Annotated in this window: 13 protein-coding genes; 11 read left to right on the top strand and 2 right to left on the bottom strand. The window is 57.0% G+C overall.

The genetic code is table 11. The features are described 5' to 3' along the window. The first annotated feature begins 46 nt into the window (after positions 1–46). The 4 genes from ACXIZX_RS11590 (at position 47) to ACXIZX_RS11575 (ending at position 3,657) form a co-directional block, all read left to right on the top strand. Entirely contained in the window at positions 47–985 is a 939-nt protein-coding gene (locus ACXIZX_RS11590) for an ABC transporter substrate-binding protein (RefSeq protein ID WP_008105486.1), read from the top strand. Positions 986–1,047: 62 nt separating this feature from the next. After that, a complete protein-coding gene (locus ACXIZX_RS11585) occupies positions 1,048–1,731 on the top strand; it encodes a D-lyxose/D-mannose isomerase (protein ID WP_061717633.1) in 684 nt (227 codons plus the stop codon). A gap of 11 nt (positions 1,732–1,742) precedes the next feature. Next, positions 1,743–2,603: a ketose 1,6-bisphosphate aldolase gene (locus ACXIZX_RS11580; RefSeq protein ID WP_479404192.1), complete on the top strand. Its 861-nt coding sequence runs from the start codon at positions 1,743–1,745 to the stop codon at positions 2,601–2,603. Between the two features lie 4 nt (positions 2,604–2,607). Further along, on the top strand, positions 2,608–3,657 hold the full coding sequence (locus tag ACXIZX_RS11575) for a carbohydrate kinase family protein (RefSeq protein ID WP_479404191.1): 1,050 nt from the start codon (positions 2,608–2,610) through the stop codon (positions 3,655–3,657). Here the strand turns inward: ACXIZX_RS11575 and ACXIZX_RS11570 are convergent. Further along, a complete protein-coding gene (locus ACXIZX_RS11570; RefSeq protein WP_061717630.1) occupies positions 3,594–4,340 on the bottom strand; it encodes a response regulator in 747 nt (248 codons plus the stop codon). The two genes, ACXIZX_RS11575 and ACXIZX_RS11570, sit on opposite strands and share 64 nt — an antisense overlap. Positions 4,341–4,727: 387 nt before the next feature. On the opposite strand from ACXIZX_RS11570, the gene ACXIZX_RS11565 reads away from it, so the two are divergent. Both ACXIZX_RS11565 and ACXIZX_RS11560 read left to right on the top strand, forming a co-directional pair. Further along, entirely contained in the window at positions 4,728–6,026 is a 1,299-nt protein-coding gene (locus tag ACXIZX_RS11565; RefSeq protein WP_008105472.1) for an NCS2 family permease, read from the top strand. A gap of 230 nt (positions 6,027–6,256) precedes the next feature. Continuing rightward, positions 6,257–6,844 (top strand): hypothetical protein, encoded by a 588-nt coding sequence (locus ACXIZX_RS11560; protein WP_479404190.1) that lies wholly within the window; start codon positions 6,257–6,259, stop codon positions 6,842–6,844. 50 nt (positions 6,845–6,894) lie between these two features. Here ACXIZX_RS11560 and ACXIZX_RS11555 read toward each other — a convergent pair whose 3' ends face one another. Beyond that, entirely contained in the window at positions 6,895–8,343 is a 1,449-nt protein-coding gene (locus ACXIZX_RS11555) for an AMP nucleosidase (protein ID WP_179450274.1), read from the bottom strand. Positions 8,344–8,744: 401 nt separating this feature from the next. Here ACXIZX_RS11555 and ACXIZX_RS11550 point away from each other — a divergent pair, with 401 nt between their 5' ends. The 5 genes from ACXIZX_RS11550 (at position 8,745) to ACXIZX_RS11530 (ending at position 13,758) form a co-directional block, all read left to right on the top strand. Then, a complete protein-coding gene (locus tag ACXIZX_RS11550) occupies positions 8,745–9,860 on the top strand; it encodes a branched-chain amino acid ABC transporter substrate-binding protein (protein WP_179450275.1) in 1,116 nt (371 codons plus the stop codon). Between the two features lie 82 nt (positions 9,861–9,942). Next, on the top strand, positions 9,943–10,857 hold the full coding sequence (locus ACXIZX_RS11545; RefSeq protein ID WP_479404189.1) for an ABC transporter permease subunit: 915 nt from the start codon (positions 9,943–9,945) through the stop codon (positions 10,855–10,857). A gap of 10 nt (positions 10,858–10,867) precedes the next feature. Continuing rightward, entirely contained in the window at positions 10,868–12,148 is a 1,281-nt protein-coding gene (gene livM / locus ACXIZX_RS11540) for a high-affinity branched-chain amino acid ABC transporter permease LivM (RefSeq protein WP_179450276.1), read from the top strand. Next, a complete protein-coding gene (locus ACXIZX_RS11535; protein WP_008105458.1) occupies positions 12,141–13,016 on the top strand; it encodes an ABC transporter ATP-binding protein in 876 nt (291 codons plus the stop codon). Before livM ends, ACXIZX_RS11535 begins: the two co-directional genes overlap by 8 nt. After that, complete coding sequence (locus tag ACXIZX_RS11530) at positions 13,009–13,758, top strand: ABC transporter ATP-binding protein (RefSeq protein WP_479404188.1); 750 nt, start codon at positions 13,009–13,011, stop codon at positions 13,756–13,758. Before ACXIZX_RS11535 ends, ACXIZX_RS11530 begins: the two co-directional genes overlap by 8 nt. Positions 13,759–13,866: the final 108 nt, after the last annotated feature.

The following is a 13,866-nucleotide window of genomic DNA, read 5'->3' as shown; positions in this document are numbered from 1 at the left end:
TCAGTTATGGCGACCATAAAAACCAAAAAGCAGGAGAACATCGACTATGCGTTTTAATCCGATTCTAACCGGACTGCTGGCGGCTACGCTTCTGAGCGCGCCATTGGTGCAGGCCAAAGAGCTGAAATCCATTGGTGTGACCGTCGGCGATCTCGCCAACCCGTTCTTCGTGCAGATCACTAAAGGTGCGGAGCTGAAGGCGCGCGAGCTGGCAGGTGACAAAGTCAACGTAACGCTGGTCTCCAGCGGCTACGATCTCGGCCAGCAGGTGGGGCAGATTGATAACTTCATCGCCGCCAAAGTAGACATGATCATCCTCAACGCCGCCGATTCCAAAGGCATCGCGCCCGCGGTAAAACGTGCGCGTGATGCCGGGATTGTAGTGGTGGCGGTCGACGTGGCGGCAGACGGCGCTAACGCGACTATCACCTCCGATAACACCGCCGCCGGTGCCATGGCGTGCAAATACATCTCCGATCGCCTGAAAGCCAAAGGCAACGTAGTGATCATCAACGGACCGCCGGTTTCTGCGGTACAGAACCGTGTGGAAGGCTGCATGAACGAGCTGAAAACCCATCCGGACATCAAGCTGCTCTCCTACAACCAGAACGCCAAAGGCAGCCGCGAAGGTGGCCTGGAAGTGATGACCGGCCTGCTGTCGGCTAATCCGAAGATTGATGCCGTGTTCGCGATTAACGACCCAACCGCGATTGGTGCCGATCTGGCGGCGAAACAGGCGCAGCGCAATGAATTCTTTATTGTCGGCGTCGATGGATCGCCAGACGGTGAAGAGGCGCTGAAGCGCAAAGGCTCGCTGTTCGTGGCAACGCCAGCGCAAGACCCGCAGGTGATGGCGGCGAAAGCGGTGGAGATTGGCTACGACATCCTGCAGGGCAAACCCGCGCCAGATAAACCGGTGCTGATTCCGGTGACGATGATCGATCGTAACAGCGTTAGCAGTTACAAGGGCTGGACGGTGAAGTAAGCCCACACAGATGTAGGGTCGCCATTCATGGCGACCTGAACCCCATAACGTGAGGAGCTTTCATGCAACGCTCTGAAGTGAATGCGATCTTACAACGCACCCGCGAATTCTTTATGCGCCAGGATGTGCATCTGCCGCCGTGGGCCGATTACGGCCTCAGCCAGTGGCGCGCGCTCGATAAACATGACGCCGATGAACTGCTGGCGCTGCACCTCGGCTGGGATGTCACCAGCTTTGGCGCTGACGATTTCAACCAAACCGGTTTAACCCTGTTCACATTGCGCAACGGTTCGCGCGGTGGCCAGCCGTGGGCCAAACCTTACGCCGAAAAGATCATGCACGTGCGCGAAGGGCAAGTCACGCCGATGCATTATCACCCGCAAAAGATGGAAGACATTATCAATCGCGGCGGCGGCAATCTGATCGTCACGCTACATAACCGCGCGGGCAATCAGCTGGCCGAGACGGCCGTCAACGTCACGCTGGATGGCATCCGCCAAACCCACGCCGCCGGTTCACAGCTGCGTTTATCGCCGGGCGAAAGCGTCACTTTGCTGCCGGGCATCTGGCACAGCTTTTGGGGCGAAGAGGGCTACGGCGATGTGCTGGTGGGCGAAGTCTCGATGCCCAACGACGACGAACATGACAACGTGTTTCTCACCCCGCTGGCGCGCTTTAATCCGCTTGATGAAGATGAAGAACCGCGCTGGCTGCTGTGTAACGAATATCACCGCTGGCTGGCCTAAAGGAGCCTGATATGGCACTGATTTCCCTGGCGCAGGGTTTGGCCCATGCGCAACAGAACGGCTACGCGCTCGGCGCGTTTAACGTCCTCGACACCCATTTTCTGCGCGCGCTCTATCAGGCGGCTGAGCGGCAGCGCTCGCCATTTATCATCAGCATCGCCGAAGTGCATTTTAAGTATGTCAGCCTCGAACATCTGGTCGCCGCCGTGCGCACCGAAGCGGCGCTGCACGATATTCCGGTGGTGCTGCATCTCGATCACGGCCTGCACTTTGAGGCGGTGATGCAGGCGATTCGCCTTGGTTTCACCTCAGTCATGTTCGATGGCTCGACGCTCAGCTACGAAGAAAACGTACGCCAGACGCGCGAAGTGGTGAAGATGTGTCACGCGCTTGGCGTTTCGGTGGAAGCCGAACTCGGTGCGGTGGGCGGCGATGAAGGCGGGGCGCTGTTTGGCGAGGCCGACAGCGATAAATTCACCGATCCGGCGCAGGCCGCTGATTTTGTGCAATCTACCGGCATTGATTGCCTCGCGGTGGCAATTGGCAATGCGCACGGGAAATACAAAGGCGAACCCAAACTCGACTTCGACCGGCTGGCGGCGATTCGCTCGACGGCTGGCATTCCGCTGGTGCTGCATGGCGGTTCCGGCATTAGCGATGCGGACTTCCGCCGCGCCGTTAGCCTCGGCATCAACAAAATAAACTTCTACACCGGCATGTCGCAGGCGGCGCTCGGCGCGATTGAAGCGCAGATTACCCAGCGCGATGCGCGCTACGACTCCTTTGCCGAATTGCTGATGGCGGTGGAGCGCGACATCGCCAACGTGGTGGCGCAGCAGATGCAGGTATTTGGCAGCACCGGGAGGGCCTGACAGGATGGTGCGTAACGGAATCATCGGTGCCGGCAGCATGCTGGTGGATCACGTGCAGCGCATCAGCCACTGGCCGGAACAGGGCTGGCTGACGGAAATTCAGCACAGCGAGAAGTGCAGCGGCGGCGCGGCGCTCAATGTGCTGTTTACACTGGCGCGCATGCAGCTGAATCTGCCGTTGGCGGGCGTTGGCATGGTGGGCGAGGACAGCGACGGCGACTACATCCTGCAACTGCTGGACGATCATCACATCGACCGCCAGTTTGTGCAGCGCACCGCAGGCATCAACACGGCGATGACGCAGGTGATGACCACGCCGGACGGCCAGCGCACCTTCTTCCATGCTCGCGGTGCCAATGGCAAGCTTGATTTGGCGCATTTCGCCGACGTCTCCACTGCACATCGCATCTTCCATCTCGGGTATTTGCTGCTGCTGGATAGCCTCGATGTGCCGGATGAGGAATACGGCATGCGCAGCGCCCGGTTGCTGGCGCAGATGCAGCAGCGCGGCTATCTCACCTCACTCGATTTGGTCTCACGCGTGGGCGAATATCGCCCGTTGGTGGTGCCTGCGCTGCGCTGGCTCGATTATCTGGTGATTAACGAACTGGAGGCGCAATCGCTTACCGGAGTTAGTTTGCGTACGCCGCACGGGCTTGCCGCACCCGCAGCCTTTGCCGAAGCAGCGACCTGGCTAATGCAGCAAGGCGTACGTCAGCGAGTGGTGATTCACGCACCGGAAGGCGCGTGGGGCCAGCAAGATGATGGCGAAGGGCGCTGGCAACCGGCATGGTGCTTAGCGCCGGAAGAGATCGTCGGCAGCGTTGGCGCGGGCGATGCGTTTTGCGCCGGTGTACTTTATGCCAGCCACGAAGGCTGGTCGCTGACGGAAACGCTGAAGCTGGCGCACACCTGCGCCTGTTTTAATCTGCATGCCGCCAACGCGCTGGACGGCACGCGGCCATTAGCCGAGATGCAGCGCTGGATGGATCAGGCGATTTGTGTTTCACGCGCCGAAGAGGCCGGGCGCATCACGTCTGCGGAAAAAACATAGCCGAGACCGCGAATGGTGCGGATCAGGCTCGGTTGATGCGGATTGCTTTCGATCTTGCGTCGTAGCCGCATAATCAGTACATCAATGGTGCGATCAAACACCTCGAGGCTTTCGCTGTGCGTCAGTTCGAGCAGTTGATCGCGGGTTAATACTTTGCGCGCATGCGCCACCAGCGCGCGCAGCAGCGTATATTCACCTTGCGTTAGCGGCACGCTTTCGCGCTGCGGATTGAACAGCTGACAGCGCGCATCGTCCAGCCGCCAGCCGTTAAATTGCCAGCCTTCGTCCGGCAACGCTTCAGGCTGCGCCAGTCGTCCGCAGCGCCGCAGCGCCGCGCGCGCCCGTGCCACCACCACACGCGGATTGAAAGGCTTGGCGATGTAATCATCCGCGCCCATCTCCAGTCCCACCACCATATCCGCTTCCGAACCCATGCCGGTCAACATGATCACCAGCAGGTCGGGGCGTTGACGCTGCATCTGTTGCAGCACCAGCAAGCCGTTGGTGTCTGGCAGCATCATATCCAGCATCACCAGCGAAATTTCCGGGTGCAGCGCCAGCAGGGCCAGCGCATCTTTACCCTGATGGCAGCAATAAACGGTAAACACATGTTCATTCAACACATCGTGCAGCAATTCGCACACTGCACGATCATCATCAACCACCAAAATCGCGGGCTTCATGGATGTGCCTCTTTTGTTACGAAAGGGTTAAAAGCAGTGTAACCCGATGTTTTTTACCTGCTGATTCCGGCAACAGAAACGTGAGCGCCATCGCCTGGCAGAGTGTGGAAGCGTGCAGTGCCGCACTCTTTTTGCCAAACAATCGCAACGAGGGAAAACGATTGCGCAGCGCTGGTGCAATGCACCATAATCGCGCCTCATTCTGGTTCGGAATTATCCTAAGCGAAGCATTATTCGGAAACGTAATCGATTGCGTAGGGTGATGGCATAGCTATTGCTATGTGGACAGGGGAAGGTTAAACGCCTTGCGTCCAATACAACAATAAGTCTGTAAACCACATTGGCAAGGAGCGCGCGCATTCGTGCCGACTCCGCTCATGAGAGATGATGATGTTAGAAAAACTCTTCAAACTAAAAGCGCACAACACAACGGTTCGCACAGAAATTATTGCGGGGATCACCACCTTCCTGGCAATGGCTTACATCCTGTTTGTTAACCCGAGCATTCTCGGTGCAACCGGCATGGACAAAGGTGCGGTCTTCGTGGCGACCTGTCTGGCAGCGGCGATTGGCTGTGTGTTAATGGGCCTGATCGCTAACTATCCGATTGCACTCGCACCGGGCATGGGCCTCAACGCCTTCTTTACCTATACCGTGGTTCTGCATATGGGTTACACGTGGCAAGTCGCGCTGGGCGCGGTGTTCTTGTCGGCGGTAATCTTCTTTGCCATGTCGCTTTTCAAGATTCGTGAGTGGATTATTAACAGCATTCCGCTGCCGCTGCGTGCCGGTATTGGTGCCGGTATCGGCCTGTTCCTGGCGATCATCGCGCTGGAAGGCGCGGGTATCGTGGTGGATAACCCAGCTACGCTGGTTGGCCTGGGCGACCTGACCAAACCGGGCCCGCTGCTGGCGCTGCTCGGCTTCTTCATCATTGTGGTGCTGGAAGCGCGTCGCGTTACCGGCGCGGTGCTGATCGGCATTTTAGTGGTGACTTTCATCTCCATGGGCATTGGCCTGACGCCATTTGGCGGCGTGTTCTCTGCTCCGCCTTCTATCGCGCCAACCTTTATGCAGCTGGATATTGCGGGAGCCTTTAACGTTGGCCTGGTCAGCGTGATCTTCGCCTTCCTGTTCGTGGACGTGTTCGATAACACTGGCACCTTGTTGGGTGTGACCAAGCGCGCTGGTCTGGCGGATGAGCAGGGCAACGTGCCGAAAATGGGCCGTGCGTTGATCGCAGATAGCGCCGCTGCGCTGTTTGGCTCGCTGCTCGGTACGTCAACCACCACCAGCTATGTGGAATCGGCTGCGGGCGTCAGCGCCGGTGGCCGTACCGGTTTGACGGCAATTGTGGTGGCGATTCTGTTCCTGCTGAGCCTGTTCTTCTCGCCGCTGGCGGGCAGCGTACCGGTTTATGCCACCGCGCCAGCGCTGCTGTTTGTTGCGGTGCTGATGGCATCTGGTTTGGCAGATATTGACTGGAAAGACATCACCACCGCCGCGCCGGTAACCGTGACTGCGCTGACCATGCCGCTGACCTACTCAATTGCCAACGGTATTGCGTTCGGATTCATCACCTGGACAGTGGTGAAACTGCTGAGCGGTCGCACCAAAGAGGTCAATCCGGCGCTGATCATTCTGTCGATTCTGTTTGTCATCAAACTGGGCTGGCTGAGCGCGTAAATCTTGCTTAACGGAAGCCCGCTCGGGCTTCCGTGTCTGCTGTTGCATCCCTTCGTTGATTTTCTGCGTGTCACCTCGCAATCCTTTTTGATGCTCACTTTCCTTCAATCTCAAAACGGCCCAGGCTGTGAGTGTTGTTTAAACCTGCCCGCAAAAAATGTGCTGCGAATGGCGGGATCGTGGAATGTTAACGCTGCGCAAATCTGTTTCACTAACGGTGTGGTGGAAAGATGAGCAACGCGATGGAAGAGGATTCGGTGATGGATTACCCCATTAGCAATACAACTCGTGTGTTCCCACCGCTTATTTTTGACGTTGGAAACAAAGGAGATCATCAAATGGAACAATTAACCAAACGGGTTGAACAGCTGGAAAAAACCACGCAGCAGATTCAGACAGATGTTGCGGTGCTAACGGCGCGTTCAGAACATTTTGCCACCAAAGCGGATATCGAAAAGGTTAGAGCCGAGCAGGGCGTAATGCGGGTAGAGATTATGGGCGAGCTGGGGGCGCTTGAACAACGTATCGATAAAAAGTTTGAGCGGATGGAGGATCAACTCAACCCGAAGTTCGACAAAATTGATCTAATATTTGAAAGAATTGAGCAAAGATTTGAAAGAGTTGACGAAAGATTTGAAAGAGTTGACGAAAGATTTGAAAGAGTTGACGAAAGATTCGAAAGAGTTGACCAAAGATTTAATCAGCTGGAGGATAAAATAGCTGCTTTCAATAACAGCATAACCTGGAAAATCATGATACCGACCGGCCTTCTGGTGCTGGCGTGGTTTGTTCAGAATATCGTTTTGAAAATGTCATGACGCGCTTTACTGCACTGTTCCGGCCCTTTACGGGCCGGAACCCATTATGATTACCTAAATGGCGGCTCGTTAAAGGTTCTCAGCTTCCTGGAATGCAGCTTGTCGCCTTCAGCTCGCAGCAGTTCTACCGCGCAGATGCCAATTTGCAGGTGTTCGGAGATTGCGCCTTCATAAAAGCGGTTTGCCTGGCCCGGTAGCTTGATCTCGCCATGCAGCGGTTTATCGGATACGCACAGCAAGGTGCCGTAGGGCACACGGAAGCGGTAACCCTGTGCGGCGATGGTGGCGCTCTCCATATCAACCGCAACGGCGCGGCTCAGGTTGAAGCGCAGCGCTGAAGCGGAGTAGCGCAGCTCCCAGTTACGGTCATCGGTGGTGACCACGGTGCCGGTGCGCAGGCGCTGTTTAACTTCTTCACCGGGCATGCCGCTCACCGCTTTGGTGGCGTCATACAGTGCGCGCTGCACTTCGGCGATGCTGGGGATTGGGATATCTGGCGGCAGTACGCTATCCAGTACGTGGTCGTCGCGCAGGTAGGCATGCGCCAGTACATAGTCACCGATGGTCTGGCTTTCGCGCAGACCGCCGCAGTGGCCAATCATCAGCCAGGCGTGCGGGCGAATCACCGCCAGATGGTCACAGATGGTTTTGGCATTGGACGGGCCAACGCCGATGTTCACCAGCGTAATGCCGCGACGATTCGGTGATGTCAGGTGCCAGGCCGGCATTTGGTGCTTCTTCCACGCCAGATCGGACATCATCGCCGTCGGGTCTTGAGTATCTGCAGTGATCACCACTTCACCGGCGCAGGCCAGGCTGTCGTAAGGCGTGTTGGGATCCTGCACTTGCTCAATTGCCCAGCGCACGAACTCATCAACGTAACGAGTGTAGTTGGTGAACAGCACGAACGGCTGGAAGTGCTCTACGCCGGTGCCGGTGTAGTGGCGCAGGCGTGCCAGTGAGAAATCGGTGCGCAGCGCGTCAAAGTGCGACAGCGGGAAAATCGCATTGGCGTGGAACAAGCCGTCGGCGGTTTCATCACCGATTTGCGACAGTTCGGTGGTCGGGAAATGGCGTGCGATGCTGGCGCTCATTGAGCGGTCCAGTGACAAACCGTCAATCACATAAGGATAAGGAATTTCCTGCTGTGACGGCGCGACCTCAATCAGCACGTCGTACTCTTTCTCCAGCATCTGCAGCTGCTCGCTGAGATAGTGACGCAGCAGCGCCGGGCGCGTGATGGTGGTGCTGTAGCTGCCGGTATGGGTAAAACGTCCCCATGCGCGGGTACGATTTTTCTGCGGGCCTTCGCCCAGCCAGGTGATGCGCAGCTGCGGATAGACAAACAGCCCTTGCTGACGAGCGGCTTCATCCGGCAATTGCCCGCTGGCGGTGAAATCGCGGATGGCGTTGCGCAGCGCGTCAACGGCTGCATCGTACAGGCGTTCTAATTCGTCCAGCGCTTGCTGGCTGCTCAATCCGTTCCGTTGTGTATTCATGGGTTCTCCTTCAGGAAACGTGGACCGTTTTCACCAGAGCATAGCGGATAAACCCTGCGTGACGATGAAGAATCTGTGATCGACCGCATTCTGCACCATCACGGTGCTGGTGTGTGGCGTAACCACAGCTATGTTTATGATCAGCAGGGATGTTACATCGCGTGTCTCCTGTTCTGGAGCGATGCCCGAGTAATAAATCGTCTACCTTCGCGGTATTGGCGAGCTTATTGCTTAGTTTTCAACCGTGGCCTTAATGAATCGATGCCGTAACTCAAAGTAGGTCGCCATGAATGGCGACCCTACGGGTTTGTGGGCCGCATGCTGTTTTGCCAAAGTTTCAGAAATTGATTTCTCCCATGCCGTGGTATGGCTCCGTTCCTGACCCGTTGAGGATTGAAAGCATGTCTTTGAAATTCATAAAACACCCAATGAAGGTGGCGATTGCAGGTTGTTTAAGCGTGGCCTTTTACGCTCAGGCAGATATTAAAATTGGTGTGGCCGGTCCGTTCTCTGGGCCTAATGCGACGTACGGCGCGCAATACTGGAAAGGCGCGAGCCAGGCTGCAGAGGATATCAACGCGGCGGGCGGCATCAACGGCGAGAAAATCGTGCTGGTGCAGGGCGATGATGCTTGTGAACCGAAACAGGCGGTATCCGTCGCTAACCGTCTGGTTGATCAGGATAAGGTGATGGCGGTGGTCGGCCACTTCTGCTCCTCATCCACCATGCCCGCTTCGGAAGTCTATGATGAGGCCGGCGTATTGGCGATCACCCCCGGATCAACCAATCCGAAAATTACCGAACGCAGCATGAAAACCATGTTCCGCATGTGTGGTCGTGATGACCAGCAGGGCGCTATCGCTGCGGATTACATCATCGATAAGCTCAAAGCCAAGAACGTGGTCATTATTCATGACAAAGACACTTACGGCCAGGGGTTAGCGGATGCCACCAAAGCCTCGCTTGAGAAGCGTGGCGTGAAAGAAGTGCTGTATGAAGGGCTGTCGCGCGGCGAGAAAGATTTCAATGCGCTGGTAACCAAGATCGGCGCGCTGAAACCGGACGTGGTCTATTTCGGTGGCTGTCATCCGGAGGCCGGTCCGCTGGTGCGCCAGATGCGTGAGCAGGGCGTTAATGCCGCCTTCTTCTCTGGCGACTGCATCGTGACTGAAGAGATGGTGACGGCAGCAGGCGGCCCGCAATACACCAAAGGCGTCTACATGACCTTCGGCAATGACCCGCGCACCATTGCCGATGGCAAAGCGGTGATCGACAAATTCCGCGCCAGTGGATTTGAGCCAGAAGGTTACACCTTGTATGCCTACGCCTCCGTGCAAACGCTGGCCGCTGCTTACAAAGCGGCAGGCAAAGACAACGCCAAGGCCAGCGACTGGCTGAAAGCCAACAGCGTCGATACCGTGATGGGCAAAAAAGCCTGGGACAGTAAAGGCGATCTCAAAGTGTCGGATTACGTCGTGTACCAATGGGACGACAAAGGCAAGTATCACCAGCTGTAATGTGCCACGCGGCCCCGCGCAGTGCGGGGCCATTCGCGATTGAGCGCGAGGTGTGCGCTCCCATTGAGTACGAGACGACATTATGGACGCCTTCTTCTTACAGCAGCTGATCAACGGTTTAACGCTCGGTGCCGTGTATGGCCTGATTGCCATCGGTTACACCATGGTTTACGGCATCATCGGCATGATCAACTTCGCCCACGGCGAGGTGTATATGATCTCCGCCTATCTGTGTGCCATTGGCTTATCGCTACTCAGCTTTTTCGGCATTCACTCCTTCCCGCTACTGATTTTCGGCACCTTAATCTTCACCATCATTGTCACTTCGGCTTACGGCTGGGCGATTGAACGTATCGCCTATCGGCCGCTGCGCAACTCGACGCGCCTCGCACCGCTGATTTCGGCGATCGGCATGTCGCTGATTCTGCAGAACTATGTGCAGCTTAGTCAGGGACCGTATCAACAGGGTATTCCCACGCTGCTCACCGGCGTGTTGCGCATGGAGTTTGATGGTGGCGTGGTGCAAATCACCTGGACCAAAATCTTCATCCTGATCGCCGCATTTTGCGGTATGGCGCTGCTGACCTGGATTATCCAGTACACCAAACTCGGGCGTATTTGCCGCGCGGTGCAGCAGGATCGGCGTATGGCCTCGATTCTCGGTATCAATACCGATCGCGTTATCTCGCTGGTGTTCGTGATTGGTGCGGCGATGGCCGGATTGGCTGGCGTGCTGGTGACCATGAATTACGGCACCTTTGATTTTTACGCTGGATTTATCATTGGCATCAAAGCCTTTACTGCGGCAGTGCTCGGCGGCATTGGTTCGCTGCCGGGCGCGATGCTCGGAGGATTATTGCTGGGCGTCGCGGAAGCGCAGTTTGCTGGCATGGTGAATTCTGACTACAAAGATGTGTTCTCGTTTTCGCTGCTGGTGGTGATTTTGATCTTCCGCCCGCAAGGACTGCTGGGACGACCGCTGGTCGCTAAAGTGTGAGGAAGCCCCGATGAATGCAATGACGCAAAGTCCTGTGCGCCAGGCGCTGCTCGACACGCTGCTGGCGGGATTGGTGGCGCTGGTGGTATTTGGTCCGATTGTTGGCGTGGTGCTCGACGGTTACAGCTTCAAACTGTCGCCACAGCGCGTGGCGCTGCTGGTGGCGGTGGTGATGGCGGGGCGCTTGCTGTTCAGCGTGTTTCTGCACGCGCCTTTTGGTCAGCGCATTATGCGCAAGTTTGCCAGCAGCGATGACGGTGTTTACGTGCGTGAGCCCGGCTATCGTTCGCGTTTGCGCTGGATATTGCCGTTGCTGCTGATCGTGGCGCTGGCCTTTCCGTTCCTCTCCAGCAAATACCTGCTGACGGTGGCGATTCTCGGCCTGATATATGTGCTGCTCGGGCTGGGTTTGAACATTGTGGTTGGCCTCGCCGGATTACTCGATCTCGGCTACGTCGCCTTTTATGCAATCGGTGCGTACGGCCTGGCGCTGGGCTATCAATATCTCGGATTGGGTTTCTGGAGCATGCTGCCGCTGGCGGCGCTGCTGGCGGCGTTTGCCGGTGCGCTGCTTGGGTTCCCGGTACTGCGTATGCACGGTGATTATCTGGCAATTGTCACGCTCGGCTTTGGTGAAATCATTCGTCTGGTGCTGACCAATTGGGTGGCCTTTACTGGCGGTCCGAACGGGGTTTCTGTGCCGTCGCCGACTTTCTTTGGCCTTGAGTTTTCCCGCCGCGCGCGCGATGGCGGCGTGCCGTATCACGAGTTTTTGCATGTCACTTACAACCCAAATATGAAGTTTATCTTCATCTATGTGGTGCTGGTTCTGGTGGTATTGCTGGTGCTGTGGATCAAGCATCGCCTGACGCGCATGCCGATTGGTCGTGCCTGGGAAGCGCTGCGTGAAGATGAGATTGCCTGCCGCGCAATGGGGCTCAATCATGTGCTGGTTAAGCTTTCGGCCTTTATGTTGGGCGCGTCAACGGCGGGGATTGCTGGGGTGTTTTTCGCCAGCTATCAGGGCTTCGTCAATCCCACCTCGTTCACCTTTTTTGAGTCGGCGCTGATTCTCGCTATCGTGGTGCTCGGCGGCATGGGATCGACGCTTGGCGTGGTGCTGGCGGCATTTGTGCTGACGGTAGCGCCGGAGCTACTGCGCAGCTTTGCCGAATACCGCGTGCTGCTGTTCGGCATGTTAATGGTGCTGATGATGATTTGGCGGCCGCGCGGGCTGGTGCGCACCGCACGCGTCGGCGTGCCGCTGCGAAAAGGAGTGCGCCATGAGTGATGCCATTCTGCAAGTAAACAACCTGATGATGCGCTTTGGCGGCATCAAAGCGCTAAATGATGTCAGCCTGGCGGTGGAGCGCGGTTCGGTGACCTCGCTGATTGGCCCCAACGGCGCGGGTAAAACCACGGTGTTTAACTGTCTGACCGGCTTCTATCGCGCCACCGGCGGTCGCATTGTGCTCAACGCCAACCAGCGCAGCACCGATGTGATTCAGGTGCTGGGGCAGAAAATCCATGCGGGCGACTGGATCAATCCCACCCGGCTCGGCTCGCGGCTCTGGTACAAGATGTTTGGCGGCGCGCATCTGGTGAACCGCGCCGGGCTGGCGCGTACTTTCCAAAATATTCGGCTGTTCCGCGAGATGTCGGTGATTGAGAACCTGCTGGTGGCGCAGCATATGCAGGTCAATCGTCAGCTGCTGGCGGGCGTGCTGAACACGCGCGGCTACCGTGAAGCGGAGAATCGCGCGCTGGATCGCGCTTTCTACTGGCTGGAAAACGTCGATTTAGTCGCCAGCGCCAACCGCCTGGCCGGTACGCTCTCTTACGGTCAGCAACGGCGGCTGGAGATCGCGCGCGCCATGTGTACGCGCCCGGAGCTGATTTGTCTGGATGAACCGGCGGCCGGGCTGAATCCGGTGGAAACCGAGGCGTTGAGCGAAATTCTGCATCGTTTGCGCGCCGATCATCGCATCAGCGTGTTGCTGATTGAACACGATATGCCGATGGTGATGCGCATTTCCGATCACATCGTGGTGCTCGATCATGGCGATGTGATTGCTCAGGGCACGCCGCAGCAGATTCGTCACGATCCCAAAGTGATTGCCGCCTATCTCGGCGCGGAAGAGGAGAGCGATCATGGCTGAACCGATGCTGGCTTTTGAGCAGGTCGATGTATTTTACGGTCCTTTGCAGGCGCTAAAGCAGGTATCGCTGACGGTGAATCAGGGCGAAACCGTGGCGCTGATTGGCGCTAACGGTGCGGGAAAATCCACGCTGCTGATGTCAATCTTTGGTCAGCCGCGCATTGCCAGCGGCGAGATTCGTTTGCGCGGTGAAGCCATCAGCCAGCGCTCGCCACACTTCATCGCTGCCAGCGGCATTGCGCAGGCACCGGAAGGGCGGCGCATCTTTCCGGATATGACGGTGGAAGAGAACCTGCTGATGGGTACCATCGCCATCGGTGAACGGTTTGTCAAAGAGGACAAAGAGCGTATGTATCAGCTGTTTCCTCGCCTGCTGGAGCGGCGCAAGCAGCGCGCCATGACGCTCTCCGGCGGCGAGCAGCAGATGCTGGCGATTGCTCGCGCGCTGATGAGTCGACCGAAGTTATTGCTGCTCGACGAACCCAGCCTTGGCCTCGCGCCGATCGTGGTGAAGCAGATCTTTGGCATCCTGCGCGAGTTGACCCAGCAAGGCATGACGCTGTTTCTGGTGGAGCAGAATGCCCGCCATGCATTGCAGCTGGCGGATCGCGGTTATGTGATGGTGAACGGCGAGATTCGCCTGAGCGGTAGCGGTGCCGAGCTACTCAACAATGATGAAGTGCGCAGCGCCTATTTGGGGGGCGCAGCCGATCCTGCGGTGGTGGCGACAAAAAGTTTGTAATAATGATTAAATGGTGATGGGAAACACTTTGCATAATTCTCAGTGGCCTATCATCATTATTACTCTTCTTCCTCTCCAAAGTGATTTGGTAATCCCTTGCAAAATCCT

The organism is Candidatus Pantoea symbiotica, assembly GCF_056491525.1.
This window is presented reverse-complemented; position numbering and strand designations above follow the sequence as displayed.

Bases quoted from the DNA above. Each gene is read 5' to 3' on its own strand.
- ACXIZX_RS11590 (WP_008105486.1), top strand. From the start codon at position 47: ATGCGTTTTAATCCGATTCTAACCGGACTGCTGGCGGCTACGCTTCTG.
- ACXIZX_RS11585 (WP_061717633.1), top strand. From the start codon at position 1,048: ATGCAACGCTCTGAAGTGAATGCGATCTTACAACGCACCCGCGAATTC.
- ACXIZX_RS11580 (WP_479404192.1), top strand. From the start codon at position 1,743: ATGGCACTGATTTCCCTGGCGCAGGGTTTGGCCCATGCGCAACAGAAC.
- ACXIZX_RS11575 (WP_479404191.1), top strand. From the start codon at position 2,608: ATGGTGCGTAACGGAATCATCGGTGCCGGCAGCATGCTGGTGGATCAC.
- ACXIZX_RS11570 (WP_061717630.1), bottom strand. From the start codon at position 4,340: ATGAAGCCCGCGATTTTGGTGGTTGATGATGATCGTGCAGTGTGCGAA.
- ACXIZX_RS11565 (WP_008105472.1), top strand. From the start codon at position 4,728: ATGATGTTAGAAAAACTCTTCAAACTAAAAGCGCACAACACAACGGTT.
- ACXIZX_RS11560 (WP_479404190.1), top strand. From the start codon at position 6,257: ATGAGCAACGCGATGGAAGAGGATTCGGTGATGGATTACCCCATTAGC.
- ACXIZX_RS11555 (WP_179450274.1), bottom strand. From the start codon at position 8,343: ATGAATACACAACGGAACGGATTGAGCAGCCAGCAAGCGCTGGACGAA.
- ACXIZX_RS11550 (WP_179450275.1), top strand. From the start codon at position 8,745: ATGTCTTTGAAATTCATAAAACACCCAATGAAGGTGGCGATTGCAGGT.
- ACXIZX_RS11545 (WP_479404189.1), top strand. From the start codon at position 9,943: ATGGACGCCTTCTTCTTACAGCAGCTGATCAACGGTTTAACGCTCGGT.
- livM (WP_179450276.1), top strand. From the start codon at position 10,868: ATGAATGCAATGACGCAAAGTCCTGTGCGCCAGGCGCTGCTCGACACG.
- ACXIZX_RS11535 (WP_008105458.1), top strand. From the start codon at position 12,141: ATGAGTGATGCCATTCTGCAAGTAAACAACCTGATGATGCGCTTTGGC.
- ACXIZX_RS11530 (WP_479404188.1), top strand. From the start codon at position 13,009: ATGGCTGAACCGATGCTGGCTTTTGAGCAGGTCGATGTATTTTACGGT.